Raw genomic sequence first — 18,914 nt, forward strand, 5'->3', positions numbered from 1 at the left:
ATATTTCCATTAGACGATATATCCTTTACCTTTTTTAGTCGTAATAAATTCATCTATTCCTATACTTTTTAACTTAGAACGAAGTCTGTTTATATTAACAGACAAAGTATTTTCATCTATAAAGTTATCACTTTGCCATAATGCTGTAATTATTTCTTCTCTCGTTACTATTTTTTCTCTATTTTCTAATAATACTGTAAGAATTTTACCTTCATTTTTTGTTAGTTCAACTAGATTATCTTGATACTTTACCTCGTCACGGCTCATATCAAAAATTACATCCTTATACACTACAAGATTCGAAGATCCGCTAAAATTATAAACACGACGGAGTAGGGCTTCGATTTTTGCCTTTAGGACAACTAACTTAAATGGTTTTTCTATAAAATCATCGGCACCGATATTCATAGCCATAACAATATTCATATCATCATTCGCAGATGAAATAAAAATTATAGGCACTTTCGACAATTTCCTAATCTCCTCACAGAAATAATAACCATCAAAGTAGGGGAGATTAATATCCATTAATACTAGATCCGGTGATTGTTCTACATATTCTTTAACTACATTTTGAAAATCTACAACCTCGTGCGTAGCGTACTGCCACTTTTGCAAATATCCAGCTATAGAATTTGAAATTATCTCATCATCTTCTACTATCATTATTTTATACATACTTTCACCCCTTAGCTACTATTATTACTAAAATTATATCATAAACATACCTCTTAGGATATATTCTTTTAAAAATTATGTTTTTCTATTATTTTTCCAAAAAATAAAAAGCAGAGACTGTCTAGGAAGGAGTTTATATGAAATTTTTGCGCTGCCTCGCTTCTATTTCATGCTCCTAAACAATCTCTACTCAAAAAGAGAAAATTGTGGATTAAGATATTTTTTATATGTTAGTATTAAAATAAATGGCTGTCAAGGGTTTTTAATAGTCTGTCTTAATCCACAAATTTTAATAAAATATTAATTATTTTAATTAAATGTTTCTTGTGGAACTTTTCTCTTAGATATTTTCTAATGCTAAACGTAAATCCTCAATTAGATCATCCGCATTTTCTAATCCAATTGATAATCTAACTTGCTGTGGAGTAATTCCTGTATATTGTAATTCCTCCGGACTTAATTGTCCATGTGTTGTTGATGCTGGGTGGATTGCTAAACTTTTCGCATCAGCTACATTCGCTAAGTTTGAGAAAATTTCTAAACTATCAATTACTTTACGAGCTGCTTCTTCTCCTCCAACAACATCAAATGAGAAGATTGATCCACTACCTTTAGGTAGGTATTTTTTAGCTAATTCATAATATTTGTTTCCTTCTAATCCTGGATAGTTGATTGATGCTACTTTAGGATGTTTTACTAAGAAGTCTATTACTTTTTGAGTATTTTCTACATGACGCTCTACTCGTAAAGATAATGTTTCTAAACCTTGTAATAATAAGAATGCGTTAAATGGTGATAATGCTGCTCCTGTATCACGTAATAACTGTGTTCTTACATTTGTAATGAACGCAGCAGGTCCTACATCTCTTGTATAACTTAAGTTGTGGTAACTTGGATCTTCATCAACTAATTGAGGGAATTTACCACTACCTTCCCAATCAAATTTACCACTATCAACGATAACACCACCGATTGATGTACCGTGACCTCCGATGAATTTAGTCGCAGAGTGAATAATAATATCTACACCATGGCTAAATGCATTAATTAAGTATGGACTAGCAAATGTGTTATCAACTACTAATGGAATTTTGTGTTTGTGAGCAATCTCAGCCCATTTTTCTAAGTCAGCAACATTTGCTAATGGATTTCCTAGTGTTTCTACAAATAGAGCTTTAGTTTTATCAGTAATTGCTTGCTCAATTTCTTCAAAGTTATCTGGATCAACAAACGTTGACTCTACACCATAACGTGGTAGGGTAAGTTTTAACAGGTTATATGTTCCTCCATATACTTTTTTAGAAGATACAATGTGATCTCCTGCATGCGCTAATGTTAAGAATACATATGTAGTTGCAGCCATTCCTGAAGCTACAGCTAATGCTCCAACTCCACCTTCTAAAGCGTTAATTCTTTCTTCAAAGACTGCAGTAGTAGGGTTAGTAATACGTGTATAAATATTCCCAGCTTTTCTTAATGCAAATGAATCAGCTGCATCTTGAGTATCATCAAAAACGAATGATGTTGTTTGATAAATAGGAACAGCTCTTGCTTTTGTATCTCCAACTGTTTGTCCTGCGTGTAATTGTAATGTTTCAAAACTAAATTTTCTTGTCATAATATTTTTTCCTCTTTTCTACGTCTCGATAAGTTATTTTTTATAAAAAAACACCTCTACTACATATTTACATATGCAATAGAGGCGATCATCTTAATTCGCGTTACCACTCTAATTTATACTAATCTTGCGATTAGTACCTTATTCAGTACATGTTTATACTGTGTGCTATATCGTGCAACCTACGTGTTTACCTATTAGATAAACAAAACTCTAAGACCATTTTCAACTAATCTTCACCATGTTACTTCACACCGACCAATAACTCTCTGTTGTAGCTACGTATTAATTTACTTATCTTTTCAACGTTTGTGTATTAAATTAAACTAATTGTACACCCGTTTTATATATTTGTCAATAACTTTTTTCAAAAAAATAAAACGTTTTATTTTTCTTCTATAAGATGTTAAAAGAAAAAATCATATAGAAATATTTTAATTTATTTATTATTTAGAAAATAAAAATACAGTAAAACTATTTATTTTAATTTAAGAAATAGTGATTTTGTAATTTTTTCAATTATAAAATATAAAAAGGGAAAACAGAGGATAAAAAACAAAGAAAAACATCAAGAAAAAGATGTAATAAATAAAAGAAACAACTACTAAAAAAAGAATGGAGCCTGCTAAAACGCAAAATAATAAATATAGTTAGTAAAAAAGAATAGAAGTAGCAAAGAAAATAATAAACCTAGATAACTTAAAACAGGAGTAATCAACATAGAAAAAATGGACAATCTGATTTCAAATAAAACAATGGCATACTAATAAAAACTATCATACTTTAATAATACACATAATAAAAAGAGTAGGTGAGGACCTTAAAAAAGATAGTAATCTCACATTTCTTTTAACAATTTACTACTACTAATCATATTTTACGTCTCTAATTATACTTTTAAACATATTTCTACACTTTATTTCTCTGTTCCTACTTTTTTTCCTTCAATCTAAATCATCATCCTTCTATCATTTTTATGATATAATAGCAGTATTAACACTCATATCACTATATGATTATCCCAGGAGGTTTATATGGAATTTACTAAAACAAATGATGGTTTCGTTAAATACGATGAAAATGGCAGAATTATCGCCGAAATCACCTATTTCCCTACTAATGACCCTAATGTTGTTGTCGCTGATTATACTTTTGTTGATCCTTCTCTTCGAGGGCAAGGTGTAGCAGGAAAGTTATTAGATGCTCTTGTTAAAGATATGACTGAGCAAAATAAAAAAATTAAACCAGCTTGCTCTTATGTCGTTAAAAAATTCCAAGAAGATTCTTCTTACGATTTTATTAACGCCGATAAATAACATTTAAAAAAGCAGAAAATTGATTTTTCAATTTCCTGCTTTTACTTTTTGTTATATTAATCGATATTATTATTTTCTTATTTAATTAATTTGTTATTGTCTTGTTAAAATTTTTAATTTTATTTAAAAAATAAATTATATTAGTATTCAATTATATGTAATTGTCCTTTGTCATACTCTGCTAAGAATATTTTAGATGTGTCTTCATATCCTAATTCTAATAAAGTTTCTTTTAACCATTCTTCTGTTTTATCCATCGTTTCTAATGTACTATGTTGGATAGTTCCATCAGTAATTACCGGATATTTAGGATTTTCCTCACCTTGTTGTATTATAATTAGTTGTCCATTTTGTTCTAAAACCGCTCTTTTTACTTTTTGAATACTATAAACACCTTGTGTTCTTAATTTAAAAGCTATGTCTTGTGCTGTTAAACCAGCTTTTCTTGTTGCTTCTACATCTATTTTTCCTTTTTTTATTATTGTTGTAGGTTCTCCGTCTATCATTTTTTTTAAGTATGAGTTATTTGTTTTTAACCACTTCAGACCTAATACCAAAATTATCCATATTAATAATATATTGAAGTATTGTAAAATAGAAATTGATGGACTATATATTACCCCTCCTAATATTCCCCCGAGTACATAGTTTTGAACTTGATCACTCGCTGAAGTTGGTGCTAAATTTCCTTTTCCTGATATATTAATTACTATTACAAGCGATAATAAACCTAAAGCTAGTTTTATTGCTATATCTATATATGAAAGTTGCATTATCTTTTCACCTCCACTTTTTCAACAATTGGTTCTACCAATTCTATTTTCTCTAGTAAATAATCACCTTTTTTTCCGTTACTTATTACTCTATAGTAGTTATCATCTATTTTTAAAAATGAATTTTCTATAGAGGCTTCACTATTTATATAGATATGTGTTTTGTCAATATTTAATTTTTCTGAAACTCCCTCAATAAATTCAATAGAGCTTTTATACTGATTAGCTGATATACTATTACTTTGATAATCACTTACTTGTATCCCGATTAATAAAAAGATACCTAATATCATTATGATAGCTAATTCTCTATACTTGCTATCTTGTCTATTTTTATAATACTTAATTAGTGATACTATTATTATTAATAGTAAGCATCCTCCTACTACATATGTTATAGTATTACTCTGATCTATTTTATTTAATAAATATTCATAAGAATAAAATTTCAAACCTATCACTCCTTTTGTTTTACGTGAAACATTTATATTATTCTATTTTTAACTCCTACGCTATTCTATCTTTATCATCTAAAATATTTTTTATAGATAATTTTGTTTTTTATTTTCATACAATTTTAAAGTCACTTAAATATTTTCTTATCGTATTGTTGTTTAAATGAGTATTCATTTATGAAAATTCTATGTTTTTAATTTTAGCAAAGAGCTAAATAGATTGTAAAATTTCATGTACAATCCACTGATTTCGAAGATATTTTATCATAGCTAAATGATGAATAACTAAATAATTGATATTTTCAGCAAAAAAGTAGGGTATTTCTCATAATCTTCATAAAAAGTAGTGAGTGTCATTGTCTCTACTGTTTCTCCCAGTTTTTCTAAGACATAAGAAATACCTTCATTTATATCATTACTAGTCGTCACTTTACTAGTTTTTCCATGTTCCCACTCATTTTTATAGCTTATTCTTTAAAAAACACGACCCTCTGCTATTCTCTTCATTACTTGCTATTATTTTTCTAATTTTGTTTTTCTTAGCATTAGCTCGCCTTTTTTATTCTAATAGGCCCATCACTTAATTTATGCTCTTTGTCCCGCATTAATATTCTTATAACCTGCATCGTTCTTCTAAGTGCCTCTAAAGCTGAGAATTCCCATCTCATCGTAGCTTCCATCATAAGTTCAAATGCATCTTTAAAACCTGTTGCTCTTTCTGCACCCCTAGGATCACCTATAAATAGTACATTATTTAGTGAAACTTCGTCTATTATCATTCTTTCAGGCTTGTATCCTATTAATTTGCGAAGAATACCCGCCAAGTATGGATCTATTATATTTTCTTTTTCCAAGTAATCTATATACTCATTTTCCGAATCAAAGATTGGTAACTTAATATTCCCGTGAACTAGATAATCTTTCTCTTCTGTTACTCTTACAACATCAATCACTCCAAACTCATCGAATTTAATGTAATCGATAGAATATTTTGTGTCCCATTCATTTACATCTTCTATATAAAATTTTGGTCCCATAAATTACCTCTTTTCTTAAAATTAATACAGGAATAACTTAAACCTATAATCTCATAGAAATTTATTTTTATTAAGTCACCCCCGCTAATTTTATTTTTTAATAAGTATTTTTAATCATTATGCATGATTTTAAATAAGATATTACTTTTGTCAGTCATGCTAAAGATAAAAATATACGTCATGGTTTAGCCACAACGCATATTATATTTTACAACAAATTGTCTTTTAATACAAGCTCTACAGGACAATGATCACTACCAAATATTTCATTGTGAATAGCTGCACTTTCTAAATACTCTTCTAAGTCACGACTTACTAAGAAGTAGTCAATTCTCCATCCTGCATTATTTTTACGTGCATTAAAACGGTAACTCCACCAAGAGTAGGCACCTGTTAAGTCTGGATTATAATATCTAAATGTATCGATAAATCCAGCATCTAATAACTTCGTGAATTTTTCTCTTTCTTCCGGTGTGAACCCAGCATTTTTCGTGTTTGATTTCGGATTTTTTAAATCTATTTCTGTATGAGCAACATTTAAATCTCCACAAACAACGACACCTTTTGTTTTATTTAATTCTAATAAATAGTTTTTAAAATCTTCTTCCCAACTCATACGGTATTCTAATCTCTTAAGCTCACTACCTGAGTTCGGTGTATACACTGTAATAAAGAAGAATTTATCGTATTCTAGGGTAATTACACGACCTTCTGTATCGTGTTCTTCAATTCCTATTCCATATGTTACATTTAATGGCTCATGTTTAGTGTATATAGCTGTTCCTGAGTATCCCTTACGTTCAGCATAGTTAAAATAGCTATAATAGCCATCAAATTGTAAATCTAACTGTCCTGCTTGCATTTTTGTCTCTTGTAAACAGAAGAAATCAGCATCTAATTGTTTAAAATCTTCTTCGAAATTTTTACCAACGATCGCTCTTAGACCATTGACATTAAAACTTATACATTTCATTTCGTTCTCCTTTTTATTTCATGTTTCATGTGAAACATTTTATTTTCCTAAACAGAATCTACTGAATAATTCGTTTATTAGTTCATCACCAGAGTTTTCCCCGATAACTTCTCCTAATAGATTGAATGTATTCGTATAGTCTATTAAGACCATATCTACTTCTAATCCTAATTCTGCAGCTCCGATAGCGTCATTTAAGCTTGTTAAAGCACGTTGAATAAGGTTTATTTGACGTGTGTTTGATAAGTATGTCGCATCTTTTGGACGAGCAGCTCCACCGAAGAATAGATCTCTGATGTTTTTCTCTAGTTCATCTATTCCTTTGTATGTTGTCATAGATGTTTTTATGATAGGGTGGTTGTACGCTAATTTTTCAACTTCAGCAATATCAATTTTCGTCTCTAAATCTAGTTTGTTTAATATTACGATAGTTGTTTTTCCTTCAGTTAATTTTAATAATTCTTTATCATCTTCAGTTAATTCTTCACTACTATTTAATAAGAATAATACTAAATCAGCTTTTTCTAAAGCTTCTTTACTACGTTTAACCCCGATTTGTTCCACGATATCGTCTGTTTCACGAATACCTGCTGTATCGATTAATTTAATCGGTACTCCTTTAATGTTCACATACTCTTCTAGTACGTCACGAGTTGTTCCTGCAATATCAGTTACGATAGCTTTATTTTCTTGTAGTAGGTTATTTAACAGCGAGCTTTTACCAACGTTAGGTCGACCAATAATAGCTGTATTTATTCCTTCTTTAATAATTTTTCCTTGTTTTGATGTTTCTAGTAGACTTTCTAAACTATTTCTAATACTTGTTGATTTTTCAAGAATAGTTTTTGTCGTTTCTATTTCTAAGTCATCATATTCAGGATAATCGATATTTACCTCAACAACTGTTAGTATATCTAGAATTTCAGCACGTAGACGTTTAATAAGCGTCGATAAGCGTCCTTGCATTTGGTTGTTGGCTATTTGACTAGCTTCATCTGTTTTACTCTTAATAAAGTCGATTACAGCCTCTGCTTGTGTTAAATCGATACGCCCATTTAAAAAGGCACGTTTCGTAAATTCTCCCGGTTCAGCCATTCTAGCGCCATGTTCTAAACAAAGTGCAAGTACTTTTTGAATAGTTACAATACCACCATGACAGTTAATCTCTATAACGTCTTCAGTAGTATAAGTACGCGGACCTACCATTTTTACAAGCATAATTTCTTCGATTTTTTCATTTGTAGCTGGATCAACTACATTACCATAATTTATAGTATGACTAGCTAGACTCTCTACCGTTTTACCTTTTGGCAGTCTTACTATTTTTTCAGCAATACTAAATGCTTCGTCACCACTAAGTCTAACAATACCAATAGCTCCTTCTCCTAGAGCAGTCGATATAGCGCAAATTGTTTCACTCATTATTCAAACTCCTTCTAATCTTTATATTAATTAAAAATTCATATCTTATTTATTATACACTATTCCTTTAAATTTTTCTCTATATACGACCAAGCTACATTTTATATACTTTTTACATACAAGGTTAGGGGAGGGACAACAAATTCAAAATTTTAAAATTTTATATAAAACTAATAGACGCAATGGTTTATTGATATCTAAGTTCTATTTTATGAAAGTTTTTTAGATATCTAATAAACTTTACAGGAAATTCAAAATCACGATTTTTTAGTAACAAAAAAACAAGTAGCCTGGATAAATCTCCAAACTACTTATTTTGACATTATTAAATTGAAAGGACGTTAGTAATAAATTAACTAGTTTTTCTCATTGATAAGTTCTATTTCTGAAATCGCAAATTCTAAATCATCTAAATCATACTCTTTTGGCAGTACACCACATGCTCCATTAGCAAATGCTTGTCTTTTATACACAGGTACTTCACCAACGCTACTGCAGATAAGCACTTTTGCACCAGGAAACTTCGTACAAATTTCCTTCGTCGCCTCTAAACCATCCATTATCGGCATACAAATATCCATCGTCACGAAATCTGGTTGTATCCTTCTATACATTCTCACAGCTTGTTCTCCATTTTCTGCAAAATGACACTTATATCCTGCTCGACTAACAATTTCTGCTCCACGACTTCTATAATATGAACTATCATCAACTATTAATACTGACTTCATTAGGCCTCCTATTTAGCTGTAATAACTAAATATCTGTGTGGCTCCTCACCACGTGATTCTGTTTCAACATTTTTAATTCCTGTTAAGGCATTGTGAATAATTTTTCTTTCAATGCTTGTCATTGGTTCTAATTCAACAGGTTTTCCGATTTTTTTAGATTTTTTAGCTAAGTTTAACGCTAATTCTTCTAATGTTTTCTTACGATTTTCTCTGTAATCATCACAATCAACTTCTATTCTGAAGTAGTGTGAACTGAATTTTTTAGCGTAGTTATTAACTAAAAATTGTAAACTGTTTAAAGTTATTCCACGTTTACCAATTATTAAACTAGTGTTTTCTTCTGTTTTAATATTTAAAGTAAAGTGACGATTACCATCTTCTCTAAAATCTACAGTCGCATCAGGATATCCCATCGCAACAACAATATTTTGTAGATAATTTACAATACGATCTTTATTTTTTACGATGTAATCTTCTCTTTTAGCTTTTTTAACTGGTTCTTCGTGTTGTTCAGCTTCTACAACAGTTTCTTCTACTGCTGGTTTTGTTTCTTCTGCATGAACTTCTTGGGCAACTACTTTTTCTTCAACAACTTCTTCTTGTTCTGTTGTTTTAACTTCAACTTCTTGTTCTTTTTCTGCTACTTTCTCAACTTCAACTACTTCTTCAGTAGCTTTAGCTAATTCAACTGCTTCTTCTTTATTATAATCTTCATCTAATGGAACTAATTTTACTTTTGCTTCTTTTTTGAATAAACCGAAAATACCTGCGCTACCACCTTCGATTACTTCAATTTTTACTGCATCTTCTGATAAAGCTAGGTCTTTTAATCCTTTTTTAATAGCCTCATCTACAGTAACTCCAACATAATAATATTCTTTTTCCATTCTTAACTCCTCTTCGCTTTCATAAGTTTTGATCTTTTTAAAACATGATCGATGCTGCTGCCGAACTCTAAGAATGGCATTTCTTTAGCACCAGGTCTTGCTATCACTATAATATCATAGTTTTTAACAAATTCTTTTCTTGTTTTAAAAGTTTCTCGTATATATCTTTTTATTTTATTACGTTCAAAGGCTTTTCCTAATTTTTTACTAACAGAAATACCTAAACGCATATGGTCTAAATTATTTTTTTGATAATAAATAACAAACTGTCTATTCGCAAAAGATTGTTTTTTTCTTATAATATTATCAAAATCTTGACTTCTTTTTACTCTATATTCTTTTTTCATCTTAAAACCTTTCTTAACACTAATATTTTAACAGTTTATTTAACTTTTTACAACTATCTTTCTTATTTTTTAGGACTATCTAATAAAAAAAGGGTACCACTTTCGTGATACCCTCTGTGCAAACATTAAGCTGAAAGAACTTTTCTTCCTTTAGCTCTACGTCTTGCTAATACATTTCTTCCGTTTTTAGTGCTCATTCTAGCTCTAAATCCGTGTACTTTTGAATGTTTTCTTTTATTTGGTTGATACGTACGTTTCATTTTGTCCTCCTCGAGTTTTCTTTTCTTTACTTAGATAGATGTAATAACTGAATTAGTTTAACATATCTAAAATAATTTATCAAGTAAAAACCTCATTTTTTCTAAAAAAAATCTAGACAGATGCAAATATACTATAATTAATAACTTAATATTATCACTAATTATGATTAAAATTCTTGTTTCTTTCATTATACATAAAAATAAGGGAGTGACTCAAAAATCGTAATTTTGATTTGTCGAGTCACCCCCACACAGTTTATTAGATATCTAAAAAGCTTTTATGAAGCGAATTTAGATATCAATAAACCACTGCATCTACGAGTTTTCATATACACTTCGTAAAAATTTAGGACCTTTTTATCAGCCCTTGTTGTTAATAATCTGTTAATATTTTCTTCTCAGTATAAGAAAATATTTAAGTATCTCTTTTAAACAGTTTTCCACAATTTATTATAAGTTATCCACATATCTTTGTTAATAACTTTATTAACATCTAGAAAACATTTTCTTTTTTCTTAAGTTTTTAACAGTTTTATAAAGTTATTCACAATTTCACATTTAAAAGTTATTCACAGGTGTGAATTGTGTGTGAAAAACTCTTTAAGTATATTTATAGCAATCTTAATAGGTGTTAAAAAACTATTAAATCTTATTATAAATTTCCCTTATTTCTTTTCTTTTTAACATATTCACAGCTTTTTCTTAGTTTTTTATTCACATAGTTAATAACTTCTGTTAACAACTTGTGAATAACTAATATTTTATTTTATTAACAATCTATGTTATAATTATTTATATATTTTTTTAAGGAGGTATTTCATTGAGTAATTCTAATTTCTTATGGGAAATTATTCTTCGTGAACTAAAAAGTACCGTTGATCCTCATGTATTTGATACTTGGTTTTCTGGTGCTTCTATAGATAACGTCGATTTTATGAAAAAATCTATCGTTATTACTAGTAAAGAAGCTCTTATTTCTCAATTTATTCAAGGTGCTTATGATCAAAAATTAAAAGAAATACTAAAGAAAAATACTGGATTTGATTTTAATATAGACTATACTTCCCTTGACACTGATATTCCTCTAATTACACCTCATGTTGTTGATGAAAAGCCAGCAGCTGAAAATCTAATTAGACAGAATTTTCTTCAAGGTGATAAACCTTCTGGAGCTCAACATTTTTATCAAAAACAAACTTTTCCTCTAGAAGACTATAAACATCCTGTCCCTAATAAAAATATTACAGCGAGTAAAAAGAATCCTACGCTTAATAAAAACTACACTTTTGAGAATTTTGTAGTAGGGGAAGGGAATGCTTTTACACATAATATAGCATGGAACGTTGCAGTTTCTCCTGGTGGTATCTATAATCCTCTATTTATCTACGGAGGTGTTGGATTAGGAAAAACTCACTTACTTCACGCTATTGGTAATGAAATGGAAGCTAATTTTCCTGATTTTAAAATTGAATGTATTTCATCTGAGAAGTTTTTAAATGAATTTCTTGCTTCTATTAAACCTATGAAAGATAAAAACAACTATACTAATGCGGATGAAGACTTTAGAAGAAAATACCGCGATGTTGATGCTCTTTTAATCGATGATATTCAATTCTTATCAGGTAAAACTGAAACACAAAACGCATTTTTCCATACATTTAACGAACTACAGATGAATCAGAAACAAATCGTCCTTATAAGTGATCGCTCTCCATCTCAACTTAATGATTTGGAAGATAGATTAGTTACTAGATTCAGTCAGGGGATAACTGCGGACATTACACCTCCTGACTTCGAAACACGTATGGCAATTATTAAATTCAAATGTGAACAGTTCGATATTAAACTAGATGAAGAGACACTTACTTATATTTCTAGTAATGTATCATCTAATATAAGAGAGCTTGAAGGTGTTCTTAAACGTATTAAGTTCACTGCAACTTCTAAACATGAACAACCTTCACTTAGTATTGCCGAGGAAATACTAAAAAGCGCGAAAACTTCACCTAGAAAAAATATCTCACCTGAGAACATTATTAATGTTTGTGCCGATTTCTATAAAATCAAGGTTGATGATATTCTTTCATCTTCTCGTAAAAAAGAAGTCGTCCAGGTTAGAAATATAGCTATCTACTTATGTAGGGAACTTACTACATTATCATTCCCTTCTATAGGTGATTGTTTTAATAAAGATCATACTTCTATTCTTTATTCATTCAATAAAATAGCAAAACTTAGCAAAGATGAAAATCCTGAAATTTTTGAAGATATAGAAGTAATAAAAGAACGTTTAGGAAAAATATAAGAGGCTGTTAAAATCTACTAAAGATATTAATATGTTTTTTCACAAGTTATTAACAAGGAAAAATTCATTATTTTTGAGTATTCTTTAGTTTTCCACAGTTTTTACAGGCCTTATTATTATTATTTTATTAAATATATATTATATATAAGGAGAAAAAATGAAATTTACTATAACTAAATCAAATTTTCTTGATGGCTTAAATCACGTATCAAGAGTAATTGCCCCTAATTCTCTTTTTGAAATCTTAAAAGGTATTAAAATAGAATTAGAAAAAGATAAACTTATATTAAAAGCAAGTGATTCTTTAGTATCTGTAGAATATTCTGTAGATAGTTATGAAGATGATAAAGAAATTATTACTATAGAAGAAGAAGGACAAGTAGTATTACCTTCTCGTAATTTTATAGAAATAATTAGAAAAGCACCAACAGATTTAATAGAGATAGAAACAGTTGGTAACAATATTTTAGTTAAATCAGGGAAAAGTGAATTTAACGTAAAAGGATATGATGCTAATGATTATCCAGAATTTCCAGTTATCTCTAAAGAAAATAGTCTTAAATTAGAAGCTAATGTTTTTAATGATATTATTAAAGAAACAGTATTCTGTACAGCACCTAATGATCAAAGACCAATTCTTGAGGGGGTTAACTTCTCATTAAGTAACAAAATCTTAACAGCTACAGCAACTGACTCATATCGTCTAAGTAGAAGACAAGTTACACTAAATGATGAAGATAGTAATAAAGAGTTTAACTTAATTATTCCTAGAAAAGCTCTAACTTATTTCCAAAGAATGATAGAAAATGGAAAAGATCAAGTAGAAATCTTCTATGAAAATAATAGAATAGTTCTTTACTACCAAAATGTAGTTTATACAGTATTATTAATTAGCGGAAACTATCCAAATACTAATAAACTTATTCCTACTGTTTTTGAATGTACATTCGTAGCGAACAGTAGAGAATTCTTCAGTGCAGTTGATAGGGTTGCATTAATGAGTAGAGAAGATAAAGATGATATTATTAAATTAGTAGTAACTGATAATCTATTAGAAGTTTCTTCTCAATCTAAAGACTTAGGAAGTGCAGTGGAGGAATTAAAAGTTTCTTCTACATTAGAAGATGAAAAATTCGAAATTTCTGTATCTGGAAAATATCTAAAAGATGCGGTATCTGCGGTTGCGGCAGAAGAAATTATCGTTAAGTTCTCAGGGGAACTAACAGCGTTTATTATTCAACCAAGTGATTACCACAGAGAAATTATTGAATTAATTCTACCGGTAAGAACTTACTAATAATAAATAGGGGAAGCGGATTGAAATAAAAAAATCCGTAAAATCAATTATTAAATTTAAAACGTAATGGTTTATAGATAAGGGGATGACCCAAAAGTACTAAATTTAAAAAAAGTTTACAAGAAAACTCTTAGACACAGTGGTTTATTGATATCTAAATTCGCTTTATGAAAGTTCTTTAGATATCTAATAAACTGTGCGGGGGTGACTCGACGAAATAGATTTCTACGAAATCACGATTTTTGAGTCACTCCCAATAATTTTTAGAATATCTATTAACTATACGGGGGTGACTTTGTAAATATGATTTATATAAAATCAGTATTTTTGAGTTACTCCCTTTTCAAGGTTAAATTAGGAGGAACAATGACAAAGAAAAAGAGTAGTATTTTAGTTTTACTAGGTGTTATCTTTTTAGGACTTATCCTTAGAACACCTATTACAGGAGTGGGGGCAATCGTTGGACCGTTAAAATCTATCTTAGATATTAACAATACGGTTGCTGGATTTATCACAACAATACCGTTAATTGCCTTTGCAATATTTAGTCCAATGATGGCAAAACTGGCTAATAAAGTAGGTTTAGAAAAAACTATATTATTAGCTGCGGTAATTATTTCTGTAGGTTTAGGATTTAGGTTCTATATTAATACTTATGTATTCTTTCTTACGACATTTATCGTAGGAGTAGGAATAACAGTAGGTAATGTATTATTACCAGGATTAGTTAAGAAATATTATCCAGAAAAACTAGGAGTTATGACTGGGTTTTATGCGGTTGTTATGAATATCGGAGCTGCGGTTGCTGCGGGTATTAGTTATCCACTATTAAGTACAAATATTGGTGGCGAGAAATTCTCAACAGGACTTGCGGTAAATATTTGGATTGTGATTGCGGTTATTAATATCTTTATTTATATTGCGCTGTCGAAAAATAATGTAGTAAATGATGTTAAAGATACTCATGAAAAAGCACATGGATATTTTAAATATTCTAAAATGTGGACGATTATGTTGAGTATGGGATTACAATCTGCATTATTCTATTGTAGTGTTTCATGGTTTGCTGAAATTATGATTAGTAAAGATTTCTCACCGGAAACAGCAGGATTATTATTATCAATTAGTCAATTCGCTCAATTCCCATCTACTTTTATAGTACCGATTTTAGCGGATAAATTACACAATAAATTAATTATCCCTACAATAATTACTATTGGATATATCGTGTCACTTGTTGGAATGCTTTCTACAAGTGGAAACTTCGTATTAATGTTAACATTTATAGTTATCTTCGCGTTAGCTGGGGGAGGATCATTCTCATATGTTATGTATCTATTCTCAGCTAAATCAAGAAATGAAAGTGAAGCGGCTGATATCTCAGGATTAGCGCAATCAGGAGGATACTTGTTAGCGGCGGTATTCCCACCATTATTAGGATATATTAGGGATATCTCTGATTGGAATAAAGCACTATATGTATTAATAGCGACATCAGTTGTATTACTAGTGACATTAATTCACTGTAGTTCAAAAGGAAATATTATAGAAAAATAATAAATAAGAGTAACTAACTAGCTATTTCTGTGAAAATAGTAGAGCTTAGTTACTCTTTTTTTATAATATTAAATTTTCATAAAGAAAAGTTTAAAGAAACAAAAATAAGTATATGAATAATACAGTAAGAAGAAGTAATTGATATATTATATAATATATTAATCTATTGTAAATACAGTTTAGAGAAAAATAATAGTACAAGAATAAGAATTTTAATAAAAAATCAAGGTGTTTTGAAAAAAATTAAAATAAAATTGAAAAATTATCTTATAATATAAGCATAAGCAAAAATTAAGAATAAAAGAAGAAAACGTTTTAACTAAAATTGAAATAATACATAATAAATTGTAAAAAATATATGAAAATTTGTTTAGATTAATAACAAGATAGTATAATTCAAAGGGATAAAAACACTTTCTTTTTTTACAATAATGTGATATAATTCTAGAGGAAATGAGATATTTATACTTTAATTTAAAATATTATAGTATTTTGTTTCATAAATATAAAATAGTAAAAATAATTACTTTAAAATATCTAAAATTATATATAATAAACGGAGGTTTTCTTATGAAAGCGAAAAACAGAAAAGTTGTTTTAATAGGAGCAGGAATGGTAGGGATGAGCTTTGCTTATCAATTATATTCAAGCGGACTTTGTGAAGAACTAGGATTAATTGACTTCTTCGCTGAAAAAGCTGAAGGTGAAGCAATGGACCTTAACCACGGTGGAGCTTTAGTACCACCTATTAAAGTAACTTCAGGTGGATACGAACAATGTGCTGATGCAGACGTAATCGTAATCGCTGGAGGTCTTCCACAAAAACCAGGTGAAACTCGTCTTGACTTAGTTGACAAAAACATGAAAGTTGTTAAAGATATGTCTGAGCAAATCGTAGCTTCTGGATTTGATGGAGTTATCGTTATTGCATCTAACCCAGTAGATGTATTAACTAACGCTTTACAAAAATTCACTGGATTCCCAAGAAACAAAATCGTTGGATCAGGAACTACTCTTGACTCTTCAAGATTCCGTTACATCTTAGGAGAAAGATTAAACTTAGCACCAAGCAGTGTTCGTGGATATATCATTGGGGAACACGGAGACACTCAACTTGCTGCATGGAGTAACGTAAATGTTTACGGAAAACAATTCGACAGATTCTTAGAAACTTCTAAATTTACTAAAGAAGACTTCGCTGATGTAGAAGAAAAAGTTATGCGTGCTGCTTACGAAGTAATTAACCGTAAACGCGCTACTTACTACGCAATCGGTCTTGCTTTATTCACAATCGTTAAAGCTATCTTACGTGACGAAAACGTTGAGCTTGCAGTAAGTGGATACTGTGACGGACACTACGGAATCGACGGATTATACATCGGAACTCCAGCTATCGTTGGACGCGAAGGTGTTCGTGAAGTTGTTGAATTAGAATTAAACGAAGATGAAAAAGCTAAAATGCTACACTCTGCTAAAGTATTAAAAGAAACTTTAGACAACGCATACGCAGCTTTAGAAGCTTAATTCAATTAAAAAATTATAGAAGAATTAGATTCAAATCTTTAATTTAAAGAAGAATTTAATTCTTCTTTTTTTTGTGGAACTTAAGCAAAGGAAATACCATATTTATAAATAAGTAAACGTTTTTTGAAAATAAAAAAATATGAATAATTTTGTTTTCAAGTACTAGACTTATATTAAAAAATTTGTTACAATATAAAAGGATGAAAAGGTTTTAAAAGTTATCAAAATAAATTAACAATAAAAAAGTAGAGGAGATAAACTATGACAATAACGATATATGACGTAGCAAAAGAAGCAAAAGTATCGATGGCAACTGTATCTAGGGTTGTTAATAATAATCCTAATGTAAAAGAAGATACAAGACTACGTGTCCAAGAGGTTATTAAGAAATTAAGATATACACCTAACGCTGTTGCCAGAGGACTTGCTAGTAAGAAAACAACAACAATCGGTATAGTATTACCAGATATAGCAGACTTATCTTCTGCAGAAATAGTAAGTGGTATTGAATCAGTAGCTAATATGTATAAATATAACATTATCTTAGCTAACTCATGTGACGATCAAGAAATCGAAAAAAATATTTTCGCTTCATTCGTAAGTAAACAAGTAGATGGAATCATCTATTTAGGACACTCATTATCAGATAGTTCTAAAAATTATCTACAAGATATTCAAATACCGGTAGTACTAGCTGGGAATTTAGGAACAGATTCTGAGTTTTATTCAGTAAACATTGATTATGAAAAAGCAGCATATGATATTACAAAAGAATTTTTATCAAAAGGTACTAAGAATATTTCATTAATAATAGATAAATACGAAAGTCAAAAAACTCAAAGATTAATCAAAGGTTACAAAGATGCCTTAGCATCAGAAAAAGTAGAATTTAAACCTCAAAATATAATTGATGGATATAGAACATATAAAGAAAGTAATAAACTATACAAAGCTGTAAGTAATATTGAAGCAGAAGTTGTAATTACAATGTTCGACGAAGTAGCACTAGCAACTATGCAACAAGCACTAGATCTTGGAATGAGTATCCCAGGTGATTTACAAATTCTTTCATTAGAAAATACAAAACTAATTAATATGACAAGACCAAAAATTTCATCTGTATTCCAACCAATTTTTGATATAGGTGCAGTTTCTATGCGTGTCTTAACTAAGATTATCGATATAGAAAAAGCAAAACGTAAAGGTGAAGAAATCGATGAAGAAGAGTTAGCAGAACTGAAAGCTCAAGAAAAAGAGATGAATTTACCTTATAGAATAGTACATAGACAAACAACAAAATAAAAATAAAAAAAAACATATTTTATAGAAGAAAAAGTTTAGAAATAGAAAAAATGAAATTTTCTAAACTTTTTTTTCATTTTCTATTGACATAATGTATAAGTGATGATAGAATAATAAAAGTCTTCTGATAGAGAAGACGAACAATCAAACATTAATCAAAAACAAATGTTAAGAAATTTTAAAAAAACTCTTGACAAAAGAAATTGATAATGTTAAAATAATAAAGTCTTAGAAACGAAGTAAAACTTCGAAAAAAACTTTTTAAAAAAATAAAAAAAGTTCTTGACAAAGACTTCTAAAAATGTTAGAATAGTTTAAGTGTTGAAGAAACACTTAAGGTTAAAAATTAAATAATGCGGGTGTAGTTTAGTGGTAAAACCTCAGTCTTCCAAACTGATGTTGTGAGTTCGATTCTCATCACCCGCTCCATTA

The 18,914-nt window shown here is 29.4% G+C and carries 17 protein-coding genes, 1 tRNA gene and 1 other annotated feature; of the genes, 7 read left to right on the forward strand and 11 right to left on the reverse strand.

Annotated features, from left to right (window positions below; all coding sequences use genetic code 11):
• Positions 1-9: 9 nt before the first annotated feature.
• Positions 10-678, reverse strand: coding sequence for a response regulator transcription factor (locus tag O3884_RS06555; protein ID WP_371452537.1), 669 nt, complete (start codon positions 676-678; stop codon positions 10-12).
• A 340-nt stretch (positions 679-1,018) separates the two neighbouring features.
• A complete protein-coding gene (locus O3884_RS06560; protein ID WP_371452538.1) occupies positions 1,019-2,296 on the reverse strand; it encodes an O-acetylhomoserine aminocarboxypropyltransferase/cysteine synthase family protein in 1,278 nt (425 codons plus the stop codon).
• A 77-nt stretch (positions 2,297-2,373) separates the two neighbouring features.
• Positions 2,374-2,611: a binding site (T-box leader), on the reverse strand.
• Between the two features lie 719 nt (positions 2,612-3,330).
• Between O3884_RS06560 and O3884_RS06565 the strand changes: the two genes are divergently transcribed.
• Positions 3,331-3,612, forward strand: coding sequence for a GNAT family N-acetyltransferase (locus tag O3884_RS06565; protein ID WP_371452539.1), 282 nt, complete (start codon positions 3,331-3,333; stop codon positions 3,610-3,612).
• 140 nt (positions 3,613-3,752) lie between these two features.
• On the opposite strand, the gene O3884_RS06570 is transcribed toward O3884_RS06565, so the two are convergent.
• The 9 genes from O3884_RS06570 to rpmH all read right to left on the reverse strand — a co-directional run bounded on the left by O3884_RS06570 (position 3,753) and on the right by rpmH (position 10,497).
• Positions 3,753-4,385, reverse strand: a complete 633-nt coding sequence (locus tag O3884_RS06570; protein WP_003144086.1) for a DUF421 domain-containing protein — start codon at positions 4,383-4,385, stop codon at positions 3,753-3,755.
• Positions 4,385-4,837, reverse strand: a complete 453-nt coding sequence (locus O3884_RS06575; RefSeq protein WP_003144311.1) for a DUF3290 family protein — start codon at positions 4,835-4,837, stop codon at positions 4,385-4,387. Before O3884_RS06575 ends, O3884_RS06570 begins: the two co-directional genes overlap by 1 nt.
• A gap of 548 nt (positions 4,838-5,385) precedes the next feature.
• Entirely contained in the window at positions 5,386-5,877 is a 492-nt protein-coding gene (locus O3884_RS06580) for a hypothetical protein (RefSeq protein ID WP_371452540.1), read from the reverse strand.
• A 208-nt stretch (positions 5,878-6,085) separates the two neighbouring features.
• Positions 6,086-6,850 (reverse strand): exodeoxyribonuclease III, encoded by a 765-nt coding sequence (locus O3884_RS06585; RefSeq protein WP_102169911.1) that lies wholly within the window; start codon positions 6,848-6,850, stop codon positions 6,086-6,088.
• A 39-nt stretch (positions 6,851-6,889) separates the two neighbouring features.
• Entirely contained in the window at positions 6,890-8,272 is a 1,383-nt protein-coding gene (mnmE, locus tag O3884_RS06590; RefSeq protein WP_371452541.1) for a tRNA uridine-5-carboxymethylaminomethyl(34) synthesis GTPase MnmE, read from the reverse strand.
• Positions 8,273-8,628: 356 nt separating this feature from the next.
• A complete protein-coding gene (locus O3884_RS06595) occupies positions 8,629-9,003 on the reverse strand; it encodes a response regulator (RefSeq protein ID WP_371452542.1) in 375 nt (124 codons plus the stop codon).
• 8 nt (positions 9,004-9,011) lie between these two features.
• Positions 9,012-9,890 (reverse strand): RNA-binding cell elongation regulator Jag/EloR, encoded by an 879-nt coding sequence (jag, locus tag O3884_RS06600; protein ID WP_371452543.1) that lies wholly within the window; start codon positions 9,888-9,890, stop codon positions 9,012-9,014.
• 2 nt (positions 9,891-9,892) lie between these two features.
• Positions 9,893-10,237, reverse strand: coding sequence for a ribonuclease P protein component (gene rnpA / locus O3884_RS06605; protein ID WP_371452544.1), 345 nt, complete (start codon positions 10,235-10,237; stop codon positions 9,893-9,895).
• Positions 10,238-10,362: 125 nt separating this feature from the next.
• Positions 10,363-10,497 (reverse strand): 50S ribosomal protein L34, encoded by a 135-nt coding sequence (gene rpmH / locus O3884_RS06610; protein WP_003144116.1) that lies wholly within the window; start codon positions 10,495-10,497, stop codon positions 10,363-10,365.
• Between the two features lie 820 nt (positions 10,498-11,317).
• On the opposite strand from rpmH, the gene dnaA reads away from it, so the two are divergent.
• The 6 genes from dnaA to O3884_RS06640 all read left to right on the forward strand — a co-directional run bounded on the left by dnaA (position 11,318) and on the right by O3884_RS06640 (position 18,911).
• On the forward strand, positions 11,318-12,802 hold the full coding sequence (dnaA, locus tag O3884_RS06615; RefSeq protein ID WP_371452545.1) for a chromosomal replication initiator protein DnaA: 1,485 nt from the start codon (positions 11,318-11,320) through the stop codon (positions 12,800-12,802).
• 157 nt (positions 12,803-12,959) lie between these two features.
• Positions 12,960-14,099 carry a DNA polymerase III subunit beta gene (gene dnaN, locus O3884_RS06620; RefSeq protein WP_371452546.1) on the forward strand — a complete coding sequence of 380 codons (1,140 nt, stop codon included), beginning with the start codon at positions 12,960-12,962 and terminating at the stop codon, positions 14,097-14,099.
• Between the two features lie 366 nt (positions 14,100-14,465).
• On the forward strand, positions 14,466-15,656 hold the full coding sequence (locus O3884_RS06625; protein WP_371452547.1) for a CynX/NimT family MFS transporter: 1,191 nt from the start codon (positions 14,466-14,468) through the stop codon (positions 15,654-15,656).
• 570 nt (positions 15,657-16,226) lie between these two features.
• Entirely contained in the window at positions 16,227-17,180 is a 954-nt protein-coding gene (locus O3884_RS06630) for an L-lactate dehydrogenase (RefSeq protein WP_371452548.1), read from the forward strand.
• Positions 17,181-17,441: 261 nt separating this feature from the next.
• Positions 17,442-18,482, forward strand: a complete 1,041-nt coding sequence (locus O3884_RS06635; protein ID WP_299325016.1) for a LacI family DNA-binding transcriptional regulator — start codon at positions 17,442-17,444, stop codon at positions 18,480-18,482.
• Positions 18,483-18,837: 355 nt separating this feature from the next.
• Positions 18,838-18,911: transfer RNA gene (locus O3884_RS06640), tRNA-Gly, on the forward strand.
• Positions 18,912-18,914 lie beyond the last annotated feature (3 nt).

This window comes from Gemella sp. 20925_1_85 (assembly GCF_041433735.1).
GTDB lineage: Bacteria > Bacillota > Bacilli > Staphylococcales > Gemellaceae > Gemella.